This is a genomic window from Rhodococcus sp. 2G (genome assembly GCF_001886355.1).
GTDB classification, from domain to species: domain Bacteria; phylum Actinomycetota; class Actinomycetes; order Mycobacteriales; family Mycobacteriaceae; genus Rhodococcus; species Rhodococcus pyridinivorans.
The window spans coordinates 2169738-2192110 of sequence record NZ_CP018063.1 but is presented as its reverse complement, the minus strand read 5'-3'; the positions used below and the strand labels follow the sequence as shown (position 1 = coordinate 2192110).

Genomic DNA, 22373 nt, shown 5'->3' with positions numbered 1-22373 from the left:
GTGACCCCTGTTCGACGAGAGAGGACACCTCATGCTTGCCCGCACCGACCTGCGCGGTCGTACTCCCACCACTGCGGAGCTCAGGGGCGCACTGCCCCGCGGCGGAGTGGATGTGGACGCGGTGCTCCATCAGGTCCGTCCCGTCGTCGACGACATCCGCGATCGCGGCGCCGAGGCCGCGCTCGACTACTGCGAGAAGTTCGACGGGGTCCGCCCCGCCTCGGTACGTGTTCCCGCCGCGGAACTCGGCCGCGCGCTGGCCGAACTCGCCCCCGCCGTCCGTGCCGCTCTCGAGGAGGCCATCGCGCGCACGCGCGTCGTGCACGCGGCCCAGCGCCGCACCGACGTCACCACCGAGGTCGTCCCCGGCGGTACCGTCACCGAACGCTGGGTGCCGGTCGAACGCGTCGGCCTCTACGTGCCGGGTGGCAACGCGGTCTACCCGTCGTCGGTCGTGATGAACGTCGTGCCGGCGCAGGCCGCCGGCGTCGAATCGCTCGTCATCGCCTCGCCGCCGCAGAAGAACTTCGGCGGACTGCCGCACCCGACGATCCTCGCCGCCGCGGCCCTGCTCGGCGTCGAGGAGGTGTGGGCCGTCGGCGGCGCACAGGGTGTCGCACTACTGTCCTACGGCGGCACCGACACCGACGGCGCCGAACTCGCCCCGGTCGACATGATCACCGGCCCCGGCAACATCTACGTCACCGCCGCCAAGCGGCTGTGCCGCGCGGTCGTCGGCATCGACGCCGAGGCCGGTCCCACCGAGATCGCGATCCTCGCCGACCACACCGCCGACGCGGTGCACGTCGCCGCCGACCTGATCAGTCAGGCCGAGCACGACATCATGGCCGCCTCGGTGCTCGTCACCACCAGCACCGACCTCGCCGACGCCGTCGATACCGCGCTCGCCGCGCAGCTCGAGCTCACCGAGCACCGCGAGCGCGTCACCACCGCGCTGTCCGGCAGCCAGTCCGGCATCGTCCTCGTCGACGACATCGAGCAGGGCCTGAAGGTCGTCAACGCCTACGCCGCCGAGCACCTCGAGATCCAGACCGAGAACGCCTCCGAGGTCGCCGCGCGTGTCCGGTCGGCGGGCGCGATCTTCGTCGGGCCGTGGGCGCCGGTCTCCCTCGGCGACTACTGCGCCGGATCGAACCACGTGCTGCCCACCGCCGGCTGCGCCCGGCACTCGTCGGGCCTGAGCGTGCAGACCTTCCTGCGCGGCATCCACGTCGTCGAGTACACCGAGGCGGCCCTGAAGGACGTCTCCGGTCACGTCATCACCCTCGCGAACGCCGAGGACCTGCCCGCCCACGGTGAAGCCGTCCGTCTGCGATTCGAGGCGCTGAAGTGACCCAGATCCCCGGCTCCCGCATCACCCTCGCCGACCTGCCGTTGCGCGAGAATCTGCGCGGCAAGTCGCCCTACGGTGCACCGCAGCTGACGGTGCCCGTCCAGCTCAACACCAACGAGAACCCGCACCCGCCCACGCAGGCGCTCGTCGACGACGTCGCCGAGGCCGTGCGTGAGGCGGCGACGCAGCTGCACCGCTATCCCGACCGCGACGCGGTCGCGCTGCGCACCGACCTCGCCGCTTATCTGACGAAGGCGTCCGGTGTTCCCCTCGGCGTCGAGAACGTCTGGGCCGCGAACGGTTCCAACGAGATCCTGCAGCAGCTCCTGCAGGCCTTCGGTGGCCCCGGGCGCACGTCGATGGGCTTCGTGCCGTCGTACTCGATGCATCCGATCATCGCCGACGGCACCCAGACCGAGTGGCTGGCCACCTACCGGCGCGACGACTTCACCCTCGACGTCGACGCATCCGCCGCCGCCGTGCGCGAGCGGCGGCCCGACGTCGTCTTCGTCACCAGCCCCAACAACCCGACGGGACACAGCATCCCGCTCGACCAGTTGCGGGTGATCCTCGACGCCGCCCCCGGCATCGTGATCGTCGACGAGGCGTACATCGAGTTCTCCTCGCAGCCGAGCGCTCTGTCGCTGATCGACGAGTACCCGACGAAGATCGTCGTCTCGCGGACGATGAGCAAGGCGTTCGCCTTCGCCGGTGGACGGCTCGGCTATCTCGCCGCAGCCCCCGCGATGATCGACGCGCTGCTGCTCGTGCGCCTGCCCTACCACCTGTCGGTCATCACCCAGGCCGCCGCGCGTGCGGCCCTGCGGCACGCCGCCGAAACTCTCGCGTCGGTTGCGGAACTGGCCGCCCAGCGCGACCGCGTCGCCGCCGAACTCGCCCGGTTCGGCTACGACGTGATCCCCTCCGACGCCAACTTCATCCTGTTCGGCCGCTTCGCGGACGCCCCTGCCACCTGGCAGCGGTATCTCGACGAGGGTGTACTCATCCGCGACGTCGGGATCTCCGGCTACCTGCGCACCACGATCGGCCTGACCCACGAGAACGACGAGTTGCTGCGAGTGAGCGAGAAGCTCGCGGCCACGGAAATCGAGGAAACCCGATGAGCGACCGCATCGCGCGCGTCGAACGCACCACCAAGGAATCGAGCATCACCGTCGAGATCGACCTCGACGGGACCGGCCGCACCGAGATCTCCACGGGGATCCCGTTCTACGACCACATGCTCACCGCGCTCGGCCAGCACGGTTCGTTCGATCTCACCGTGCAGGCGCAGGGCGACATCGAGATCGAGGCCCACCACACCGTCGAGGACACCGCCATCGTCCTCGGCCAAGCCTTCGGTCAGGCCCTCGGCGACAAGCGCGGCATCCGGCGCTTCGGCGACTGCTTCATTCCGATGGACGAGACCCTCGCGCACGCGTCGGTCGACGTCTCCGGCCGTCCCTACTGCGTGTTCACCGGTGAACCCGACTACATGGTGCACTCGGTGATCGGGGGATATCCCGGCGTGCCCTACTCGACGGTGATCAACCGGCACGTGTTCGAGTCGTTCGCCTTCCACGCCCGCATCGCACTGCACGTGCGGGTGCTCTACGGCCGCGACCCGCACCACATCACCGAGGCCGAGTTCAAAGCGGTCGCCCGCGCGCTGCGCGAGGCCGTCGAACCCGACCCGCGTGTGACCGGCATCCCGTCGACGAAGGGCAGTCTCTGACATATGGATGTCGTCCTCACCTACCTGTGCTTCATCGTGGCCGGATTCGCGGCAGGCGGAACGTGGTCGATGTGGAAGGCGCGCAACACGTTGTTCGCGGGTGTGCTGCTGGCTCTGACCGTGCTGGCCGCCGCCGCGGGCGTCTTCCGGCTGCTCTGAGGTGGCGGAACAACAAGGACTGTTCACCGTTCGTGGTCTGATCCCGGCGTGGTCGACGTCCGCTGCGGCCTTCGGCGGCTTCTCGCTGCTGCTGCCGGTCGTGCCGTGGGCGATCGCCGAGGCCGGCGGCAGCGACATGCTCGCCGGGTCGGTGACGGCGGTGTTCATGTTCACCACCGTCCTCACCCAGCTCGCGATGCCGCGACTGTTGCGCGCGTTCGGTCACCGCGCGACGCTCGTGGCCGGCTGCCTGTTCCTGGGGCCGCCGTCGCTGCTGTTCCTCGTGTCGATGGCCCCGGCGGCCGTGCTCGGAATCTCCGCGCTGCGCGGTATCGGCTTCGGCATGATCACCGTGGCGGCGGCCGCCCTCATCGGCGAACTCGCGCCGCCGCGATTGCTCGGCCGGGCCACCGGCATGCTCGGCATCGCCATCGCCGCGTCCCAGACGATCGGTCTGCCCGCCGGGCTGGCGATCGCCGAGCGGTTCTCCACCACGCCGGTGTTCGTGCTCGGCGCGATCATCTCGTCCGCCGGTCTGCTCGCCGCGATCCGTCTGCCACGGCTGACCGCGAAACAATCCCGGACGGCGCGACGAGTGCCTCCGGTCGTGCTGTTGTTCCCGCTGGTCGCGGTCGGCGCGGGTGCGATCGCCTACGGCGGTCTCACCTCGCTGTTGCGTATCGCGGTCGCCGGTCTGCCCGTCGCGGCGGCGTTGGCCGTGCTCAGCGCGGCCTCGCTGATCGGACGGTACGCGGCCGGTTCGGTCGCCGACCGGATCGGCGCCGGCAAATTGCTGCCCGTCGGTCTCGGTCTGGCGGGCCTGGCGATGATTCCCTTCGCACTCGTCGCCGACGACCGAGGGGGAGCGATACTGCTGATCGTCGCCGCGATCGCCTTCGGCTTCGGCTTCGGTGTCGTGCAGAACGAGGCGCTGCTCGTCGCGTTCCGTCGCGCCGGGGCCGGCAACACCGGCTCGGCGAGCGCCGCCTGGAACATCGGCTTCGATGCGGGCACCGGCGCCGGTTCGTTCGCCCTCGGCGCGGTGGCAGCCGTGGCCGGATACTCCGCGGCCTTCGCCGCGGCCGCCGTCCTGGTTCCGGCGCTGCCGTTGCTGGCCCGACTGGCCGGGCCGTCGGAACGTCCCCGTCCCACCACATAGAATCGACATCATGAGCGCAACCACGGTCGCCGTCCTCGACTACGGCTCGGGCAATCTCCACTCCGCCACGCGGGCGGTCGCCCGTACCGGCGTGCACGTGGAGGTCACCGCCGACCCGAAGATCGCGCTCGCCGCCGACGGACTCGTCGTCCCCGGCGTCGGTGCCTTCGACGCGTGCATGAAGGGCCTGCGCAGCGTCGGCGGAGACAAGATCATCGGCACCCGCCTCGCCGGCGGACGCCCGGTGCTCGGCATCTGCGTCGGCATGCAGATCCTGTTCGAACGCGGCGTCGAGCACGGCATCGAGACCGAGGGCTGCGGCGAGTGGCCGGGCACGGTCGAGCGTCTGGACGCGCCGGTGCTGCCGCACATGGGCTGGAACACCGTCGAGGCTCCCGCCGATTCGGTGCTCTTCGCCGGCATGGACGCCGACACCCGCTTCTACTTCGTCCACACCTACGCCGCCCGCAAGTGGGAACTCGACGCTCCCGAGCGTCTCGCCCCGCCGAAGGTGACCTGGGCCGAGCACGGCAGCCGCTTCGTCGCTGCCGTCGAGAACGGTCCGCTCTCGGCCACCCAGTTCCACCCGGAGAAGTCCGGCGACGCCGGCGCACAGTTGCTGCAGAACTGGGTCAGCTCGTTGTGACCGAGCCGCGGCGCGGACGGCCGAGCGGAGAGTTCTCCCTCGGCCGTCACGCACTGATGTCCGTCGGCGCGGCGACCGTCGTCCTGCTCGTCACCGCGATCGTCGTGGTGGCGGTCCGGCCCACGCCGGTCGTCGGGCTCGTCATCGCACTCGTCGGCATCGTGGTGGCCGTCGTGGCGATGGGTGTCGTGTCGACGCGGTCGGCCCGCCGCGCCTTCGGTCCCGCCGAGGACGACCGCCCCGAAAGCTGACGCGCCGAAACGGATTTCGCCCGGCGTGTTGCGGTAGCGAACCCCGGTTGGGCGCGCGACACGCCAGTCCTCGCGGTCGACGTCCCATCCGAGGAGGTACCACCGCAGCAGGTGGTGCACCTGCCTGTACGGCTCGACCCGGCGAGAGGTGGGCGAGCCCTGCGCGTCGACGTAGTCGAAGGTGAGCGTGTCGCACCGTGCGATCGCCTCCGCGACGGTGCCGAGCAGCTCCGCCGACACGCTGGGAGCCTGCAGCGCACTCGTCTCCACCGCGCTGCGGACGGCCGCGACTCGCGGGCGCAGCCGCGCGGGCAGGAACTGGTCGAGCTTGCCGTAGGCGCGGGTCGCGGCGTCGTCCAGTCCGCCTTCGGTCGGTCCGGTCGCAGCGAGAGCGCCGAGCCCCAGCAGCACCGCGACGGCCTCGTCGTCGTCGAGCACCAGCGGCGGCATCGAGCGTCCCGACGAGAGGCGATAGAAACCGCCGGGCCCGGAACGGGTTTCGACGGGATACCCGTAGCCGCGCAGACGGTCGACATCGCGGCGGAGCGTCCGGCGGCTCACCTGCAGCCGCCGGGCCAGTTCGTCCCCGCCGATCGCGCGTCCGGTCTGCAGGATCGACAACAACGCGAGCATCCGCTCGGTGACGTCCGCCATGCCGTCATCCTCCCACCGGTTGCGGTCAGGATCCGGCCGCAACCGGTCGTAGCGTCGAACCCATGACCACCACCGTCACGACCACCGAGGCGGCAGTGCGAGGCCGCGCGATCACGATCCGCCGCGCCCGCACCCACAACCTGGCCGACGTCGATCTGACCGTTCCGCGCAACCGGCTCGTGGTGATCGTCGGGGTGTCCGGCTCCGGGAAGTCGTCGCTCGTCTTCGACACGATCGCCGCGGAGGCCGGCTACCAGCTCAACGAGACGTACCCGCCGTTCACGCGCAATCGGTTGCCGAAGTGGACGCGACCCGACGTCGACCATATCGACGGTCTGACGCCGGTGATCGTCGTCGACCAGCGCCGGCTCGGCGGCAACGCCCGATCGACGGTCGGCACCATCGCCGACACCTGGACCTATCTGCGGCTGCTGTACTCCCGGGTGGGCACACCCGTCCTCGGGGAGTCGAACCGCTTCTCGTTCAACGACCCCACCGGGATGTGCCCGGCCTGCTCCGGGCTCGGCGAGATCGTCGTCAGCGCTGTCGAGCGGTTCCTCGATCTCGACAGGTCCCTCGCCGAGGGCGCGATCCTGGTGCCCGGCTTCGGCAACGGCGGGTACTGGTACTCCCAGTACGCCGACATCGGTTCCTTCGACGCGGACACACCCCTGCGCGAGTGGAGACCCGCCGAGCGGGAGGCACTGCTCTACGGCGGCGAGGCCGCCGCGGCGCTGGGCCATAAACCGCCGGACGGCTACGAGGGTGTCGTCGAGAGGTTCGAGCGCATCCACCTGCACACCTCCGACAACCTCTCCGAACGCAAACAGGACGTCATCCGGCGCTTCACCCGCGCCGAGACGTGCCCGGACTGCGCCGGAGAACGACTGAACGCGGCCGCGCGGGCGGTCACCGTGCGCGGCCGCACGATCGGGGAGCTGTCCCGCCTCGAGATCACCGAACTGCTCGAGTTCGTGCGCACGATCGACGACGAGCGCGCCGCACCTGTGGTGTCCGCACTGGTGGGCCGGCTCGAGGCGATGGTGACGATCGGCCTCGGCTATCTCGTGCTCGCCCGGGCGACCACCACGCTCTCGGGCGGCGAATCGCAACGGATCAAGATGGTCCGGCACCTCGGGTCGAGCCTGACGGAGATGACCTATGTCGTCGACGAACCGACGGTCGGTCTGCATCCCGCCGATGTGGAGTCGATGATCGACCTCCTCGAACGTCTCCGCGACAGCGGCAACACCGTCCTCGTCGTCGAACACGACCCGGCCGTGATGGCCCGTGCCGACCAGGTGATCGAGATCGGTCCCGGTGCGGGCTCGTCCGGTGGTCGCCTCGTATTCCAGGGCACCTTCGACCGGTTGCGAACGGCCGACACTCTCACCGGCCGATCGCTGCGGCGCGACATCGGCCGCGGTCACCCCGCCCGTGAGGCGACCGGTCGTCTCGCGATCGTCGATGCGTGTCGCAACAACCTCCGCGACCTGACGGTGTGGATCCCCACCGGGGTGCTCACCGTGTTCACCGGCGTCGCCGGATCGGGAAAGTCCAGTCTCGCAGCCGAACTCGTCGACCAGTACGACGCCACGGTGATCGACCAGCGGCCGGTGAGCACCAATCGCCGCTCCACCCCGATCACCTACGCCGGCATCGCACCCGCCCTGCGGCGGATGTTCGCCGAACACAACGGTGTGCCGGCGAGCCTGTTCAGCGCGAACTCGGCGGGTGCGTGCCCGACCTGCACGGGGTCCGGTGTCGTGTACATCGACCTCGCCTTCATGGACGGACACGAGGTCGTCTGCGACACCTGCCATGGCCGCCGGTTCACCGCCGAGGTGCTCGGGCACACCGTGAACGGCCTGTCGATCGCCGATGTCGACGACCTCACTGTCGGTCGCGCCCTCGAGGAACTGCCGCACCCGGAGATCGCGCGCCGACTGAGTGCGCTCGCCGGGGTGGGTCTCGACTACCTCCGCCTCGGGCAGTCGCTCGACACGCTCTCGGGTGGCGAGTGCCAACGGGTGAAGATCGCCAAGGAACTCGGACGAGTGAAGACGCCGACCCTCTACGTCCTCGACGAGCCGACCACCGGCCTGCACGCCGAGGACGTCGGCACCCTCCTGCACGTCTTCGACGGCCTCGTCGACCGAGGGCACACGGTCGTCGTCATCGAGCACCACCTCGACGTGATGCGCCACGCCGACCACATCGTCGACCTCGGGCCGGGACCGGGACGGCACGGCGGCACCGTGCTGTACGAGGGGTCCGTCGACGAGTACACCGGCCGTCCGACCCCGACCTGCCGGGCCCTCGACGCAGCACGGTCGGCATGACGCACGGCGCTTTCCCGGCGTCCCGGCCACGCGTTTGGCGATGTCACAGGTACAGGCACTAATGTGTACGCAGTGAGCCTGGTCCTTTTGCCCGCAGTCGACGTCGTCAACGGTGAAGCAGTTCGCCTCGTTCAGGGAGAGGCGGGCAGCGAGACCGGCTACGGTTCGCCCCGCGACGCCGCCCTCGAATGGCAGAACGCCGGAGCCGAATGGGTGCACATGGTCGACCTCGACGCGGCGTTCGGTCGCGGCGACAACCGCGCCCTCCTCGCCGAGGTCATCGGCGAACTCGACGTGAAGGTCGAGCTGTCGGGCGGCATCCGCGACGACGAGACCCTCGCCGCCGCCCTCGCGACCGGCTGCGCCCGCGTCAACCTCGGCACCGCCGCGATCGAGAATCCCGAGTGGTGCTCGCGCGTCATCGGCGAGTTCGGCGACCGCATCGCCGTGGGCCTCGACGTCAAGCTCCTCGACGGCCAGTGGCGGCTGCGCGGCCGCGGCTGGGTCTCCGACGGCGGCGACCTGTGGGAGGTGCTCGAACGCCTCGAACGCGACGGCTGCTCGCGCTACGTCGTCACCGACGTCACCAAGGACGGCACCCTCTCCGGCCCCAATCTCGACCTGCTCCGCGAGGTGTGCGCGGCCACCGAATCGCCAGTCGTCGCCTCCGGTGGCGTCTCGACCGTCGACGACCTGCGTGCCATCGCGACGCTCGTCGACGAGGGTGTCGAAGGTGCCATCATCGGAAAGGCGCTGTACGCGGGCCGATTCACGCTGACCGAGGCGCTCGACGCCGTCTCGCGCTGACCGATGACCGATCCCGCAGACCTGAACCGGCTGCTCGCCGTCGCGAGCGGTGTACTCGACGAGGTCGCGGAACGGTTCGTCGCCGGGCACGGTGCGCCGCGTTCCGTCGACAAGGGGCCGAACGACTTCGCGACCGACCTCGATCTCGAACTCGAGCGGCGGATCTCCGGTGCCCTCGCCGAGCGCACCGGTATCCCCGTGCACGGTGAGGAGTTCGGCGGCCCGTCCGCGGGGGAGGGCACCGTCTGGTTGCTCGACCCGATCGACGGCACCATCAACTACTCCGCCGGGCTGCCGATGGCCGGGATCCTCCTCGCTCTCGTCGAGGACGGCGAACCGGTCCTCGGCCTCACGTGGCTGCCGCTGACGAATCAGCGCTTCGCGGGAATCGCCGACGGGCCGCTGCTCGTGAACGGCGAGCCCACCGAACCGCTGCAACCGGCGCGGCTCGAGGACGTGATGATCGCGGTCGGCAGTTTCGACATCGACAGTCGCGGTCGGGTGCCCGGCACCCGGCGTCTCGCCGTCATCACCGAGCTGAGCCGGCGCGTCGCCCGGCTGCGGATGCACGGCTCCACCGGTGCCGACCTCGCGTTCACCGCGGGAGGCGCGATCGGCGGTGCCGTCGTGTTCGGCCACCACCCCTGGGACAACGCCGCTGGTGTCGCACTCGTGCGGGCCGCCGGTGGCATCGCCACCGACTTCGCGGGCCGGCCCTGGCGGATCGGGTCCGGATCGGTGGTCGCTGCAGCGCCCGGAGTGCACGGCGAGATACTGAAGATTGTGCAGTCGGCGACGGAACGGTCCGTGGCCGAGCAGTTGGGTTCCGAAGGAGATCGAACATGACGCTGGCCGTGCGGGTCATCCCGTGCCTCGACGTGGACGCGGGGCGGGTGGTCAAGGGTGTCAACTTCGAGAACCTGCGCGATGCGGGTGATCCGGTGGAGCTCGCCGCCCTCTACAACGAACAGGGCGCCGACGAACTGACCTTCCTCGACGTCACCGCGTCGAGCGGTGACCGCGGCACCATGCTCGACGTCGTCACGCGCACCGCCGAGCAGGTGTTCATCCCGCTCACGGTCGGAGGCGGCGTCCGCACCGTCGAGGACGTCGATCGTCTGCTGCGCGCCGGCGCCGACAAGGTTTCGGTGAACACCGCGGCCATCGCCCGGCCCGAGGTGCTGCGCGAGATGTCCGAGCGGTTCGGCTCGCAGTGCATCGTGCTCTCGGTCGACGCCCGCACCGTGCCCGCAGGGCAGGAATCCACGCCGAGCGGCTGGGAGGTCACCACGCACGGTGGTCGTCGCGGGACGGGCATCGACGCGGTCGAGTGGGCCCGGCGCGGCGAGGAACTGGGCGTCGGCGAGATCCTGCTCAACTCGATGGACGCCGACGGCACCAAGAACGGTTTCGACCTGAAGATGATCGAGGCCGTGCGCAAGGATGTGCACGTGCCCGTGATCGCCTCCGGTGGTGCCGGAGCCGTCGAGCACTTCGCGCCCGCGGTGCAGGCCGGTGCCGACGCGGTGCTCGCCGCGAGCGTCTTCCACTTCCGGGAGCTGACCATCGGTCAGGTCAAGGACGCGATGCGCGTGGAAGGGATCACGGTCCGATGAGCGGCATCCTGAATCCGGCGATCGCCGCCCGGCTCGAGCGCAACGACGACGGTCTGTTCGCCGCCGTCGTGCAGGAGCGGGCCACCGGCGCCGTGCTGATGATGGCGTGGATGGACGACGAGGCGCTCGCCCGCACCCTCGCGACCCGCAAGGCCACCTACTACTCGCGGTCGCGGCAGCAGTACTGGGTCAAGGGCGAGACGTCCGGGCACACCCAGTACGTGCACGAGGTGCGTCTCGACTGCGACGGCGACACGGTGCTGCTCGTCGTCGACCAGGTCGGCGCCGCCTGCCACACCGGCACGCACACCTGCTTCGATACCGACGTCCTACTCGAGGCACCGCAGATCGCCGAGTAGCCGGTCGCCGAACTCCACCGGCAGGTCGCGCGGGCGCAGACGGAGTGCCCTGAGGCCGCGGTGCGCATCGTCGGTTTCTCGCAGGGCGCCGCTGTGGCCGGTGACGTCCTCGCCGACCTCGCGCACGCCTCCGACCGACCGGCCGATCTCTCCGGTCTGCTCATCGCCGATCCGCGGACGTCCGGGACCGGCGCGGAGGTCGTGGTGCCCGCCGCCCTGCCCGGTATCTCGCCGAGCGGGGCGCGAGCGGGCTTCGGGGACGTTCCGGTGGCCACCCTGTGCGCCGCCGGCGACGCCGTGTGCGACATGGTCGATCCGCTGTCGGATCCCACGGGCGCCGCGGGCCGCATCGAGGGCTATTGCGCTCTGCGCCAGCACTATTCGACGCCGGTGGTCGACGGTGTCCCGTTCGTCGATGCGATGGTTGCGCTCGTCGAGCATCCGCGGACGACGGAGGTCCGGATCGTACCGTGACGGACACGGCGCAGGACCGATCAGCGGGTCGTGCGACGGGCTGCAACAATGCCCGCATGCCTCTCATCCAGATCAGTCAGACGCCGGGCCTGTCCGACGAGCAGAAGGCCGAGGTGATCTCCGCGGTCACCCGCGCGTACGCCGAGGCCTCGGGCAAGAATCCGTCGTCGGTGTGGGTGACGATCACCGAGGTGCCCCGCGAGAACTGGGGCGTGGGCGGAACTCCGCTCGGCTGAACCGACTCGGTCCACCCGAGTCCGTCCTCGCGTACCCGTTTCTTATCCGATGAGACTAGTGTTCTCTGTATTGAGAGTGCTGTCTTCTGGCGACGGGGTGAAGGGGCGTGCGGTCGCGACATCGAGCCCCGATGCGGACGAACTCTTCTGTGCCGCAACGGCCTACATCGGGCAGTACGGCAGCGAGTTGGTGCAGGACTGCATCCGGATCCACGACGGGATCGGCGTGACCTACGAACACGCGCGGGAGGGTCGTCGAGCGGCAGCTCAGACATCCCATGGCGTATCTGTGTCAAGCAGCAACTGCTGACGGGGCGTGTGGCCAGGCAGTGATCTCGTCGTAGATCGTGCCGGTCTTCAGACATCCGTGGAGAATCCCGACGAGCCGGTTACCGAGCTGACGCAGCGCGGCATGATGGCCGACCTCCCGGGCTCGCAGCGCGTCGTAATAAGCCCGAGCACCCGGCGAGGTGTTCATCGAGCAGAACGCCCATTGATGACACGCATCGGCCAGGTGCTTGTTGCGGGCGTAGCGCGCCGACACCGTCTTCCTCTTGCCCGACGCTCGGGTGATCGGCGAGGTCCCGGCGTAGTTCTTGCGGGCCTTGGCATTACGGTATCGGTGCGGATCGTCGCCGAATTCTGCCAGCACCCGGGCGCCCAGCACGTCTCCCAGTCCGGGACAGCTGCGGACGATCTCAGCGGCCGGGTGCCGACGAAAACTGCGCTTGACCTCCTGCTCGAGCTCCTCGATCTGCTCGGCCAGATGCTCGAGCATGCGCGCTTGCCCGGCGACGACGACCGCGTAGGCATGTTCGATCGCAGCCGGCTGCCGCAGCGCCGGTGCCCGCAGCGCATCGCGGATGCGGGTGACCTTGGTGGTGCGGTCCCCGCGCCGATGCGCCCGGGCCAGTTCCGCGGTGATCTGCCCGGTGGTCAGTCGTGCTGCGCGATCCGGATCGGGAGCTTTGCGCAGCAATGCCAGGGTGTCCGGGGCGGCGAGGTTGTCGAACGCGGTCAATGCGGCCGGGAAGTACTCGCGAAGCGCCGACCGCATCCGCTGCAGGTGCCGGGTCCGGTCCCAGATCAGGCCTTGGTGGGCCCGGGCAAGCAGTTTCAGGGCTTCGACCTGCGGGGAGTCCCCGGCGATCTGGCGGTGATGACCCCGGTCCAGCCGGACGATCTCGGCGAGAACGTGAGCGTCGCCGGCGTCGGATTTGGCTCCTGAGGTGCCGTGCCGTTCCCGATATCGTGCCGCCGACATCGGGTTGATCGCATAGACCTGATAGCCACAGGCCAGCAGCGTCGACACCCACACCCCACGATCGGTTTCGATCCCGACCACGACCGCACCCTCGGGGAGGTCACTGCTGCCGGTGCTGTCAGGATCGAGATGTTCGGCCACCACCTCGTGCAATCGGGCCAGCCCCTCGACGCCCTCCGGCAGCCGTATCCGCGCCAACCGGCGGCCGACGTCGTCTTCGACCTCGATGTCGTGATGGCCTTCCGCCCAGTCATCGCCGATGAACAACATGGCGTGAACCTCCGAACAGGCTGCTATCCACTATTTTTCGGTCCGGTAGCGGAGGAAAGCAGTCGGCGACCTAATGGCTCGAGTACTCACCGACACGCCACAGCATCGGGGTACGTCATCCCATCAGCGATCACCGCTTCCCTCACGACCGGCGGGTACACGGTCTGAGTTCAGGCATCAGCCCGACTGCTCGGGGACGGGGCCACGCCTGGTCTTGAGAGTGTTATCCCACCGGTCGCCACCTACACCGAACCTTGCCACAGTCGTGGGGGTCGGTAGCTCCCATTAGGCCTTGCCGATACCGCCGGCGATACCTTCGTCGATCTGCTCGACCAGGGCGGAGCCCAGGCGCGCGAGCGCGCGGACCTGGTTGTCGTCGAGGCCGTCGAACACGAGCCTGCGCACCGCCTTCACGTGGCTCGGTGCCGCTTCGACTACTGTGTCGTAGCCGGCATCGGTGAGCACTGCGTACGAACCGCGACTGCCCGGAACGGGTTCGCGTCGAATCCAGCCGCGCTTCTCGAGGCGCGTGACGACGTGCGAGAGCCGCGACAGCGACGCGTTGGCCTCGGCGGCGAGGGCGTTGAGACGCAGTCGACGCTCGGGGTTCTCGGAGAGCAGTGCGAGGACGAAGTACTCGAAGTGCGTCATGTCGGAGTCGCGTTGCATCTGGGTGTCGAGCGCGGCCGGCAGGCGCGTGACAACGGAGACGAGCGCTCGCCAGGCGTTCTGCTGCGCCGCATCGAGCCACTGCGGGTCCTCGTTGCTCATGCCTGCTCCTCGCTCGTTCGGTTTCGCTGTCGCACCCGGTCGGGGAATGGGAATGGCCGCGCGACGGGTTCTCCTCTATGATACTTGAAGCTTCAACTTGAGGGGATGTCATGACCATCGATTCCGCGACCACGCCCGCCCTGTTCCTCAGTCACGGCGCCCCGCCGCTCGTCGACAGCGAACTGTGGGTCTCGCAGCTGCAGCGTTGGGCGGCCGACCTGCCGCGACCCACAGCGATCCTCGTGGTCTCGGCGCACTGGGAATCCGCTCCGCTGACCATCGGGTCGACGACCACCGGCACCCCGCTCGTGTACGACTTCGGCGGCTTCCCGCGCCGCTTCTACGAGGTGACCTACACCAGCCCCGGCGCGCCCGAACTGGCCCGGCAGGTCGCGGCACTGATGCCCGACGACGAACCGGTGGTGCAGCAGCCGAACCGAGGACTCGACCACGGTGCCTACGTACCGCTGACCGTCATGTACCCGGACGCCGACATCCCGGTGCTGCAGATCTCCCTGCCCACCCTCGACCCGGAACGGCTGTTGCACCTCGGCGCCCGGCTGCGTCCGCTGCGTGAGCAGGGCGTACTCATCATCGGGTCCGGGTTCACCACGCACGGTCTGCCCTTCCTGCGCGACCCGCGGCCCGAGGCCGCCGCGCCGGGCTGGTCGTCGGAGTTCGACCACTGGACCGCCGAGCAACTCGCGCGCGGCGACGTCGACGCTCTGCTGGACTTCCGGCACCGCGCACCGGGCATGCCCTACGCGCATCCGTCGGTCGAGCACTTCGCTCCGCTGTTCGTCACCCTCGGTGCCTCCGACGCCCCCGGCCGCGGCATCGACCAGGTCGTCGACGGCTTCTGGATGGGCCTGGCCAAGCGCTCGTTCCAGGTCGCCTGACGGCGGCTGCAGAGCCGGACGAGGTCCCTGGGATGATGGGGCGCATGTCCGGCGAGCCCACCACCATTCCCGCAGCCACCACCGACTCCTCGGGTGGCGGCCGTTCCGATTCGACGACCACCCGCGAGCAGTTCCGCCAGCTGGCCGCCGAGCACCGCGTGGTCCCGGTGACCCGCAAGGTGCTCGCGGACGCGGAGACCCCGCTGTCGGCCTACCGCAAGCTCGCGGCCGACCGCCCCGGAACCTTCCTGCTCGAGTCGGCGGAGAACGGCCGGTCGTGGTCGCGGTGGTCGTTCATCGGCGCCGGGAGCCCGGCCGCGCTGACCGTCGTCGATGGCGACGCTGCCTGGTACGGCAACGTCCCGGCCGGCGCGCCCACGGGTGGCAACCCCGTCGACGTCCTCGGCGAGACCCTCCAGTTGCTCCACACCGACCGCATCCACGGACTGCCGCCCCTGACCAGCGGCATGGTCGGTTATCTCGGCTACGACGTCGTCCGCCATCTCGAGAAGCTGCCGACGCTCGCCGAGGACGATCTGCAGATCCCCGAGATGGTGATGCTGCTGGCCACCGACCTCGCGGCCGTCGACCACCACGAGGGCATGATCTGGCTCATCGCCAACGCCGTGAACTGGGACGGCTCCGACGAGCGCGTCGACGAAGCCTACGACGACGCCGTCGCCCGCCTCGACCGGATGACCGCGGCCCTCGCCGCGCCCGCATCGGCCACCGTCGCGACCTACTCGCGGCCCGAACCCGACTACCGCCGCCAGCGCACCACCGAGTCGTTCTGCACGGACGTCCGCAAACTGATCGGCGACATCGAGGCCGGTGAGGCCTTCCAGGTGGTGCTCTCGCAGCGCTTCGAGATCGACTGCGACGCAGAGCCGATCGACGTCTACCGGATGCTCCGCGCGTCCAACCCCAGCCCGTACATGTTTCTGCTCCACATCCCCAGCCCGGACGGTGAGACGGCCTTCTCGATCGTCGGATCGAGCCCGGAGGCGCTCGTGACGGTTTCGGACGGGGTGGCCACCACCCATCCCATCGCAGGGACCCGGTGGCGCGGCGCGAACGAGGAGGAGGACATCCTGCTCGAGAAGGACCTCGTCCACGACGAGAAGGAGAACGCCGAGCACCTCATGCTCGTCGATCTCGGCCGCAACGACCTCGGCCGGGTGTGCACGCCGGGCACCGTCGAGGTGCACGACTACCGCCACATCGAGCGGTACAGCCACGTGATGCACCTCGTCTCCACGGTCACCGGGCGACTCGCGGAGGGCAAGCACGCCCTCGACGCCGTCACGGCGTGTTTCCCCGCCGGGACCCTGTCGGGGGCGCCGAAGGTGCGCGCGATGGAACTGATCGAGGAACTCGAACCCACCCGCCGCGGCATCTACGGCGGCATCGTCGGCTATCTCGATTTCGCGGGCGACGCCGACACCGCCATCGCGATCCGCTCCGCGCTCGTCAAGGACGGCGTCGCCTACGTGCAGGCGGGTGCCGGCATCGTCGCCGACTCCGATCCGGAGGCCGAGGACACCGAGGCCCGCAACAAGGCCATGTCCGCCCTCGCCGCAGTGGCCGCCGCGTCCACCCTCACCACCTACGGCGGTGACGCACGGTGACCGCGGAGACGCCGGACGCCGGCCCCACCACCGGACGCCGGCGCCGGCCGACCGTGAACGCCGCCCTGCTGCTCGGGGTCGGTGCGGCCCTGCTCTGGGCGTCGAGCCGAATGACATGGGTCACCGCGGTCTCGTCCGACGGACTCGGGATCGACCGCGTCGACGACCTCGAGGGTGGCCGCTGGGCGGCGGCACTGACCCCGCTCGCTCTCGTGCTGCTCGCGGCGGTCGCCGCCGTCTTCGCGGTGCGCGGACTCGCGCTGCGTCTCGTCTCGCTCGTGGTCGCGGCCGTCGCCGTCGCCGCCGCGATCCCCGCCGTCCGGTTGCTCACCGGCGACGCAGACCCCGAGACCGCGGCCGGTGTCGCTGCGCTGCCCGACCGCGCGACCGTGACCGCCGTCGAGACCTATCCGTTGCCCGCCGTCCTTGCGATCGTCGGCGCCGTCGCGGCCCTCGCCACGGCGGTGACGCTGTGGCGCACCCCGCGCGAGGCGGCCGGATTGTCGTCGAAGTACGACGCCCCGGCAGCACGTCGCGAGGCGGCCGCCCGGCGCGCCGAGAACGACGAACCCCTGTCCGAACGCGGTCTGTGGGACGCACTGGACGCAGGTGAGGATCCCACCGACGACGGTGGCGAGGGTGATACGGGCACCCGCCGGTGACCGCTGTAAACCACTTCACTACTCTTCTAGACAGATCCGATGAGCTTGATCACATCGGGATTGAGCAGGGTGGGAAAGGACTCGAGCCACGATGACAGTTCTCGATTCGATTCTCGAAGGAGTGCGAGCAGACGTCGCCGCCCGTGAGGCGGCCCTCGATCTCGCGTCCGTCAAGGCTGCCGCCGCAGCCGCGCCCCCACCGATCGACGCCAAGGCCGCGCTGCGCGAACCGGGTATCGCGGTCATCGCCGAAGTGAAGCGTGCCAGCCCCTCGAAGGGTGCTCTCGCCGACATCGCCGATCCCGCCGAGCTCGCAGCAGCGTACGAGTCCGGAGGCGCTCGCGCCATCAGCGTTCTCACCGAGGAACGCCGATTCCACGGCAGCCTCGCCGACCTCGACGCCGTCCGTCGCGCTGTCCGTATTCCCGTACTGCGCAAGGATTTCGTGGTCGGTCCCTACCAGATCCACGAGGCGCGGGCACACGGCGCCGACATCGTGCTCCTCATCGTCGCGGCCCTCGAGCAGACCGTCCTGACGGCGCTGATCGACCGCGTCGAGTCGCTCGGCATGACCGCGCTGGTCGAGGCGCACACCGAGGAGGAGGCCGACCGTGCCCTCGAGGCCGGCGCCACCGTCATCGGCATCAACGCCCGCAACCTCAAGACCCTCGAGGTCGACAAGACGACCTTCTCGCGCATCGCGCCGGGCCTGCCCAGCAACGTGCTCAAGATCGCCGAATCCGGTGTCCGCGGCCCGGCCGATCTGCTCGCGTACGCGGGTGCCGGCGCCGACGCGGTGCTCGTCGGAGAGGGACTGGTGACCAGTGGGGATCCGCGCCAGGCAGTCGCCGAACTGGTGACGGTGGGCACGCATCCGTCGTGCCCCAAGCCCGCACGCTGACCGTCCCGGCCGGTCCGGACCCCCACGTGATCCGCGTCGCGTGGTGGGGCAGACTGGACGCGTGACTGCAGACGATTCCGCACTTTCCGCCAAGGGCCGAGGGCTTCCCTCGATGAGCGAAGCCCTCGCCACTCCGACCGCGCACGAACCCGACGTCCGCGGCCATTTCGGAGTCTTCGGTGGCCGCTATGTGCCCGAGGCGCTCATGGCGGTGATCGAGGAGGTCACCGCTGCCTACGAGAAGGAGCGCGTCGATCCCGGCTTCCTGGCCGAACTCGACCGCCTGCAGCGCGACTACACCGGCCGCCCGTCCCCGGTCTACGAGGCCACCCGCCTGAGCGAACACGCCGGCGGAGCGCGCATCTTCCTCAAGCGCGAGGATCTCAACCACACCGGCTCGCACAAGATCAACAACGTGCTCGGGCAGGTGCTGCTCGCCAAGCGCATGGGCAAGACCCGCGTGATCGCCGAGACCGGCGCCGGCCAGCACGGCGTCGCCACCGCCACCGCATGCGCGCTGCTCGGTCTCGAATGCCGCGTCTACATGGGCGAGGTCGACACCGAACGGCAGGCCCTCAACGTCGCGCGCATGCGTCTGCTCGGCTCCGAGGTCATCGCCGCCAAGACCGGCTCGCGCACCCTCAAGGACGCGATCAACGAGGCGATGCGCGACTGGGTCACCAACGCCGACAACACCTACTACTGCTTCGGCACCGCCGCCGGCCCGCACCCCTTCCCGGCGATGGTCCGCGACTTCCAGCGCATCATCGGCCTCGAGGCCCGCGCACAGATCCGCGAACTCACCGGTCGCCTGCCCGACGCCGTCGTCGCCTGCGTCGGCGGCGGATCGAACGCGATCGGCATCTTCCACCCGTTCATCGACGACCCGTCCGTCAAGCTCGTCGGCTGCGAGGCCGGGGGAGACGGGGTGGAGACCGGACGGCACGCCGCCACCATCGGCGGCGGCACTCACGGTGCTCTGCACGGCGCGTTCTCGTACCTGTTGCAGAACGAGGACGGCCAGACCATCGAATCGCATTCGATCTCCGCGGGGCTCGACTATCCCGGCGTCGGCCCCGAACACGCCTGGCTCGCCGACACCGGCCGGGCCGAGTACCGCGCCGTCACCGACAGTGAGGCCATGGAGGCCTTCGCGTTGTTGTGCCGCACCGAGGGCATCATCCCCGCTATCGAGTCGGCCCACGCCGTCGCCGGTGCCGTCGAGCTCGGCCCCGAACTCGGCAAGGGCGCCATCGTCCTGGTCAACCTCTCCGGCCGCGGGGACAAGGACGTCGACACCGCCGCCAAGTGGTTCGGTTACCTGCCGACCGACGAGTCCGCCGACCGGACCGGCCCCGAAGGAGCAGCCCAGTGAGCGCCCCGCATGAACGCCTGACCGAGATCTTCGCGACCTGCCGCGCCGAGAACCGCGCCGCACTGGTCGGTTACCTGCCGGTCGGCTATCCCACCGTCGAGCGCTCCGTCGAGGCGATGAAGACGCTCGTCGAGGGCGGCTGCGATCTCATCGAGGTCGGCATCCCCTACAGCGACCCGGTCATGGACGGCACCACCATCCAGAACGCGGCGTTCGAAGCGATCGCCAACGGCGTCCGGGTCCGCGACGTCTTCCCGGCCGTCGAAGCGATCACCGCCGCCGGCGGCGCCGCGGTCGTGATGACCTACTGGAACCTCGTGCTCAAGTACGGTGTCGAGAACTTCGCGCGCGACCTCGCGACCGCGGGTGGACTCGGCATCATCACCCCCGACCTCGTCCCGGACGAGGCGGAAGAATGGATCGCCGCGGCCGACAAGTACGGACTCGGCAGGATCTTCCTGGTCGCACCGTCGTCGACCAACGAGCGCCTCGCGACCACCCTCGACAAGTGCCGTGGCTTCGTCTACGCCACCTCGACCATGGGTGTCACCGGCGCCCGCGACAGCGTCGACAACCGCGCGCCGGAGATCGTCGCCCGGGTGCGCACGCACTCCGACATCCCGGTCGGTGTCGGTCTCGGTGTGCGCAACGGTGCCCAGGCCGCGGAGATCGCGGGCTACGCCGACGGCGTGATCGTCGGTTCGGCGCTGGTCTCCGCCGTCGCCGAAGGGCCCGACGCGTTGCTCGCACTGACTCGGGATCTCGCGAAGGGCGTTCGCTCCGCTAACGTGCACTCGTGACATCTACTGCGTCCGTTCTGGCCTATCTGCCGAGTCCGCCGCAGGGCGTCTGGTATCTCGGACCGTTCGCCCTCCGCGCCTACGCCCTGTGCATCATCGTCGGGATCGTCGTGGCGATCTGGTGGGGCGACCGCCGCTGGGTCGCGCGCGGCGGACAGGCCGGCACCGTCCTCGACATCGCTGTGTGGGCGGTGCCCTTCGGCCTGATCGGTGGGCGGCTCTACCACGTCGCCACCGACTGGCAGAAGTACTTCGGAGACGGCAACGACCCGGTCGACGCCCTGAAGATCTGGGAGGGTGGCCTCGGCATCTGGGGTGCGGTCGCCTTCGGTGCGCTCGGTGCGTGGATCGGGTGCCGTCGGCGGGGGATCCCGCTGCCGGCCTTCGGGGACGCTCTCGCCCCGGCGATCCTGCTGGCGCAGGCCATCGGACGCCTCGGCAACTGGTTCAACCAGGAACTCTACGGTCGCGAGACCACGGTGGCGTGGGGACTCGAGATCTACGAACGGAGCAACGACGCAGGGCAGGTCGCGCCAGGATTGGTCGACGGCGTGTCCACCGGCGAGGTGGCCTTCGTCGTGCACCCGACCTTCCTCTACGAGCTGCTGTGGAACCTCGCCGTCGTGCTGCTGCTGGTGTTCGTCGACCGGAAGTTCACGATCGGCCACGGACGCCTGTTCGCCCTCTACGTGGCCGGGTACTGCGCGGGCCGGTTCTGGATCGAGCTCATGCGCACCGACGCGGCGACCCAGATCGCGGGTATCCGGATCAACTCGTTCACCTCGGGCATCGTGTTCGTGCTCGCGGTCGCCTACTTCGTCCTCGCCCGCAAGGGCCGCGAGGACCCCGCGTCGCTGAACCCCGCCGCCGCGGGCGCCGGGGGAGAGCCGGCCGCGCAGGGCGAGGGCGGGGCGGGCGCAGACGAGGCCGCGCCCACTTCGGAGTCGGCGGATGCGGAGTCGGACAGCTCGTCGTCCGCCGCCGGTAGAGTCGACGAAGCGACGTCCGGAGACAGCAAAGGGGATCACTCGTGACCAGACAGGACCCGGGAGCTTCGGGAGCATCCGATTCGGAGCCTGCCAAGCCGGAGCCCGACACGACGGAGCCTGCCCAGCCCGACCTGACCAAGCGGAGCGAGTCCGCCTCCGGCGCCGACACGCCGGAGCGGTCCTCGGAGAGCGAGCACACCCCGCCGCCCGATCTCGGACGCGCGTTCGACTACGACGCCACCGCGCAGGCCTCGTTGTCCGCTCAACCGCCCACCCTCGACTCCCTCGGTGGCGCCACCGGCACTCCGGGACCGGGATGGGACACCTACTCGGGTGTCGGCAACGGACCGGGCTGGGGGACCACGCCCAGCTACCCGCCGCCGGCCGAGCACGAGTCCGACTATCCGTCCCCGGGCGACTACCCCTACGGCGAGCATCAGGGCCGGCCCGAGACCGGCACCGGACCGGTCTACGGGACACCCGACCCGCACTACCCGATCGGGTCCCCGCAGCAGGACCCGTCGCAGGGCCGGTACACCGGTCCGCAGGGAACGCAGCAGCCGGGTTACGGTCCGCCGCCGCAGGGCGGGCAGGGTTACGGTCCGCCTCCGCAGGGCGGGCAGGGTTACGGACCGCCTCCGCAGAGCGGACAGGGATACGGTCCGCCGCCCGGCTACGGGGTGATGCCCGCCTACGGCTACCCCGACCCGTCGAACCCGTACGGTCACGACGCCGCAGCGCCCTTCGGACGCGATCCCTACACCGGCGAGCCGTACTCCGACAAGAGCAAGGTCACCGCAGGTGTGCTGGAGATCCTGCTCGGCGCCTTCGGTGCCGGACGCTTCTACCTCGACCAGCCGGGCACGGCGGTCGCGCAGATCGCCGTCACCTGGCTCACCTGCGGTATCGGGGGCATCTGGCCGCTGATCGACGGCATCCTCATGCTCACCGGCAAGGTCCGCGACAAGAACGGACGCCAGCTCCGTCCGTGACATCCCGACGACTCCGTCGCCTGTGACATC

At 69.9% G+C, this 22373-nt stretch carries 23 protein-coding genes and 1 pseudogene; 21 read left to right on the top strand and 3 right to left on the bottom strand.

Going from position 1 to position 22373, the window contains the following annotated elements; all coding sequences use genetic code 11:
- The first annotated feature begins 31 nt into the window (after window positions 1-31).
- From hisD to hisH, 6 genes are read left to right on the top strand one after another with little or no spacing between them, the layout of a single operon-like run.
- Window positions 32-1354 carry a histidinol dehydrogenase gene (gene hisD / locus BO226_RS10240; protein WP_071935154.1) on the top strand — a complete coding sequence of 441 codons (1323 nt, stop codon included), beginning with the start codon at window positions 32-34 and terminating at the stop codon, window positions 1352-1354.
- Window positions 1351-2478 carry a histidinol-phosphate transaminase gene (locus tag BO226_RS10235; RefSeq protein WP_071935153.1) on the top strand — a complete coding sequence of 376 codons (1128 nt, stop codon included), beginning with the start codon at window positions 1351-1353 and terminating at the stop codon, window positions 2476-2478. Before hisD ends, BO226_RS10235 begins: the two co-directional genes overlap by 4 nt.
- The gene (hisB, locus tag BO226_RS10230) at window positions 2475-3089 is read left to right on the top strand and encodes an imidazoleglycerol-phosphate dehydratase HisB (protein ID WP_006554074.1); all 615 of its coding nucleotides are present in this window, start codon (window positions 2475-2477) and stop codon (window positions 3087-3089) included. Before BO226_RS10235 ends, hisB begins: the two co-directional genes overlap by 4 nt.
- Window positions 3090-3092: 3 nt before the next feature.
- Window positions 3093-3248, top strand: a complete 156-nt coding sequence (locus BO226_RS27700; protein ID WP_016696019.1) for a hypothetical protein — start codon at window positions 3093-3095, stop codon at window positions 3246-3248.
- Between the two features lies 1 nt (window position 3249).
- A complete protein-coding gene (locus tag BO226_RS10225) occupies window positions 3250-4407 on the top strand; it encodes an MFS transporter (protein ID WP_071935152.1) in 1158 nt (385 codons plus the stop codon).
- Window positions 4408-4417: 10 nt separating this feature from the next.
- On the top strand, window positions 4418-5053 hold the full coding sequence (gene hisH / locus BO226_RS10220) for an imidazole glycerol phosphate synthase subunit HisH (protein WP_024101217.1): 636 nt from the start codon (window positions 4418-4420) through the stop codon (window positions 5051-5053).
- A 365-nt stretch (window positions 5054-5418) separates the two neighbouring features.
- On the opposite strand, the pseudogene BO226_RS10210 reads toward hisH, so the two are convergent.
- A pseudogene (locus tag BO226_RS10210) lies at window positions 5419-5937 on the bottom strand (helix-turn-helix transcriptional regulator); the annotation flags it as partial.
- Window positions 5938-6020: 83 nt separating this feature from the next.
- Here BO226_RS10210 and BO226_RS10205 point away from each other — a divergent pair.
- From BO226_RS10205 to BO226_RS10175, 7 genes are all read left to right on the top strand, one after another.
- A complete protein-coding gene (locus BO226_RS10205; protein ID WP_071935151.1) occupies window positions 6021-8300 on the top strand; it encodes an ATP-binding cassette domain-containing protein in 2280 nt (759 codons plus the stop codon).
- 72 nt (window positions 8301-8372) lie between these two features.
- Entirely contained in the window at window positions 8373-9107 is a 735-nt protein-coding gene (gene priA / locus BO226_RS10200; RefSeq protein WP_006554069.1) for a bifunctional 1-(5-phosphoribosyl)-5-((5-phosphoribosylamino)methylideneamino)imidazole-4-carboxamide isomerase/phosphoribosylanthranilate isomerase PriA, read from the top strand.
- 3 nt (window positions 9108-9110) lie between these two features.
- Complete coding sequence (locus BO226_RS10195; RefSeq protein WP_024101214.1) at window positions 9111-9953, top strand: inositol monophosphatase family protein; 843 nt, start codon at window positions 9111-9113, stop codon at window positions 9951-9953.
- Window positions 9950-10723 (top strand): imidazole glycerol phosphate synthase subunit HisF, encoded by a 774-nt coding sequence (gene hisF / locus BO226_RS10190; RefSeq protein ID WP_071935150.1) that lies wholly within the window; start codon window positions 9950-9952, stop codon window positions 10721-10723. Before BO226_RS10195 ends, hisF begins: the two co-directional genes overlap by 4 nt.
- Window positions 10720-11082, top strand: a complete 363-nt coding sequence (gene hisI / locus BO226_RS10185) for a phosphoribosyl-AMP cyclohydrolase (protein ID WP_024101212.1) — start codon at window positions 10720-10722, stop codon at window positions 11080-11082. The genes hisF and hisI overlap by 4 nt, the downstream gene beginning before the upstream one ends.
- Window positions 11083-11142: 60 nt before the next feature.
- Window positions 11143-11556: a PE-PPE domain-containing protein gene (locus BO226_RS28060; protein ID WP_071935149.1), complete on the top strand. Its 414-nt coding sequence runs from the start codon at window positions 11143-11145 to the stop codon at window positions 11554-11556.
- A 56-nt stretch (window positions 11557-11612) separates the two neighbouring features.
- Window positions 11613-11792, top strand: a complete 180-nt coding sequence (locus tag BO226_RS10175; RefSeq protein ID WP_016935788.1) for a tautomerase family protein — start codon at window positions 11613-11615, stop codon at window positions 11790-11792.
- A gap of 292 nt (window positions 11793-12084) precedes the next feature.
- Here BO226_RS10175 and BO226_RS10165 read toward each other — a convergent pair whose 3' ends face one another.
- Entirely contained in the window at window positions 12085-13326 is a 1242-nt protein-coding gene (locus BO226_RS10165; RefSeq protein WP_071935148.1) for an IS110 family transposase, read from the bottom strand.
- A 285-nt stretch (window positions 13327-13611) separates the two neighbouring features.
- Complete coding sequence (locus tag BO226_RS10160; protein ID WP_024101210.1) at window positions 13612-14097, bottom strand: MarR family winged helix-turn-helix transcriptional regulator; 486 nt, start codon at window positions 14095-14097, stop codon at window positions 13612-13614.
- Window positions 14098-14207: 110 nt separating this feature from the next.
- Here BO226_RS10160 and BO226_RS10155 point away from each other — a divergent pair, with 110 nt between their 5' ends.
- The 8 genes from BO226_RS10155 to BO226_RS10120 all read left to right on the top strand — a co-directional run bounded on the left by BO226_RS10155 (window position 14208) and on the right by BO226_RS10120 (window position 22343).
- The gene (locus tag BO226_RS10155; RefSeq protein ID WP_071935147.1) at window positions 14208-14996 is read left to right on the top strand and encodes a dioxygenase family protein; all 789 of its coding nucleotides are present in this window, start codon (window positions 14208-14210) and stop codon (window positions 14994-14996) included.
- 44 nt (window positions 14997-15040) lie between these two features.
- A complete protein-coding gene (locus BO226_RS10150) occupies window positions 15041-16624 on the top strand; it encodes an anthranilate synthase component I (RefSeq protein ID WP_198040630.1) in 1584 nt (527 codons plus the stop codon).
- Complete coding sequence (locus BO226_RS10145; RefSeq protein WP_071935145.1) at window positions 16621-17286, top strand: TIGR02234 family membrane protein; 666 nt, start codon at window positions 16621-16623, stop codon at window positions 17284-17286. Before BO226_RS10150 ends, BO226_RS10145 begins: the two co-directional genes overlap by 4 nt.
- A 91-nt stretch (window positions 17287-17377) precedes the next feature.
- Entirely contained in the window at window positions 17378-18187 is an 810-nt protein-coding gene (trpC, locus tag BO226_RS10140; protein WP_016696041.1) for an indole-3-glycerol phosphate synthase TrpC, read from the top strand.
- A gap of 112 nt (window positions 18188-18299) precedes the next feature.
- A complete protein-coding gene (gene trpB, locus BO226_RS10135) occupies window positions 18300-19562 on the top strand; it encodes a tryptophan synthase subunit beta (RefSeq protein WP_006554060.1) in 1263 nt (420 codons plus the stop codon).
- A complete protein-coding gene (trpA, locus tag BO226_RS10130; RefSeq protein ID WP_071935144.1) occupies window positions 19559-20362 on the top strand; it encodes a tryptophan synthase subunit alpha in 804 nt (267 codons plus the stop codon). The genes trpB and trpA overlap by 4 nt, the downstream gene beginning before the upstream one ends.
- Window positions 20359-21396, top strand: a complete 1038-nt coding sequence (lgt, locus tag BO226_RS10125) for a prolipoprotein diacylglyceryl transferase (RefSeq protein WP_071935143.1) — start codon at window positions 20359-20361, stop codon at window positions 21394-21396. The genes trpA and lgt overlap by 4 nt, the downstream gene beginning before the upstream one ends.
- Window positions 21393-22343: a TM2 domain-containing protein gene (locus BO226_RS10120; protein WP_071935142.1), complete on the top strand. Its 951-nt coding sequence runs from the start codon at window positions 21393-21395 to the stop codon at window positions 22341-22343. The genes lgt and BO226_RS10120 overlap by 4 nt, the downstream gene beginning before the upstream one ends.
- Window positions 22344-22373 lie beyond the last annotated feature (30 nt).

Excerpts from the sequence above, each read along its gene's own strand:
- hisH (WP_024101217.1), top strand. The coding sequence starts at position 4,418 with ATGAGCGCAACCACGGTCGCCGTCCTCGACTACGGCTCGGGCAATCTC.
- BO226_RS10150 (WP_198040630.1), top strand. The coding sequence starts at position 15,041 with ATGTCCGGCGAGCCCACCACCATTCCCGCAGCCACCACCGACTCCTCG.
- BO226_RS10155 (WP_071935147.1), top strand. The coding sequence starts at position 14,208 with ATGACCATCGATTCCGCGACCACGCCCGCCCTGTTCCTCAGTCACGGC.
- BO226_RS10195 (WP_024101214.1), top strand. The coding sequence starts at position 9,111 with ATGACCGATCCCGCAGACCTGAACCGGCTGCTCGCCGTCGCGAGCGGT.
- hisI (WP_024101212.1), top strand. The coding sequence starts at position 10,720 with ATGAGCGGCATCCTGAATCCGGCGATCGCCGCCCGGCTCGAGCGCAAC.
- BO226_RS10175 (WP_016935788.1), top strand. The coding sequence starts at position 11,613 with ATGCCTCTCATCCAGATCAGTCAGACGCCGGGCCTGTCCGACGAGCAG.
- BO226_RS10160 (WP_024101210.1), bottom strand. The coding sequence starts at position 14,097 with ATGAGCAACGAGGACCCGCAGTGGCTCGATGCGGCGCAGCAGAACGCC.
- hisB (WP_006554074.1), top strand. The coding sequence starts at position 2,475 with ATGAGCGACCGCATCGCGCGCGTCGAACGCACCACCAAGGAATCGAGC.
- trpB (WP_006554060.1), top strand. The coding sequence starts at position 18,300 with ATGAGCGAAGCCCTCGCCACTCCGACCGCGCACGAACCCGACGTCCGC.
- BO226_RS10205 (WP_071935151.1), top strand. The coding sequence starts at position 6,021 with ATGACCACCACCGTCACGACCACCGAGGCGGCAGTGCGAGGCCGCGCG.
- BO226_RS27700 (WP_016696019.1), top strand. The coding sequence starts at position 3,093 with ATGGATGTCGTCCTCACCTACCTGTGCTTCATCGTGGCCGGATTCGCG.
- hisD (WP_071935154.1), top strand. The coding sequence starts at position 32 with ATGCTTGCCCGCACCGACCTGCGCGGTCGTACTCCCACCACTGCGGAG.
- BO226_RS10165 (WP_071935148.1), bottom strand. The coding sequence starts at position 13,326 with ATGTTGTTCATCGGCGATGACTGGGCGGAAGGCCATCACGACATCGAG.
- trpC (WP_016696041.1), top strand. The coding sequence starts at position 17,378 with ATGACAGTTCTCGATTCGATTCTCGAAGGAGTGCGAGCAGACGTCGCC.
- hisF (WP_071935150.1), top strand. The coding sequence starts at position 9,950 with ATGACGCTGGCCGTGCGGGTCATCCCGTGCCTCGACGTGGACGCGGGG.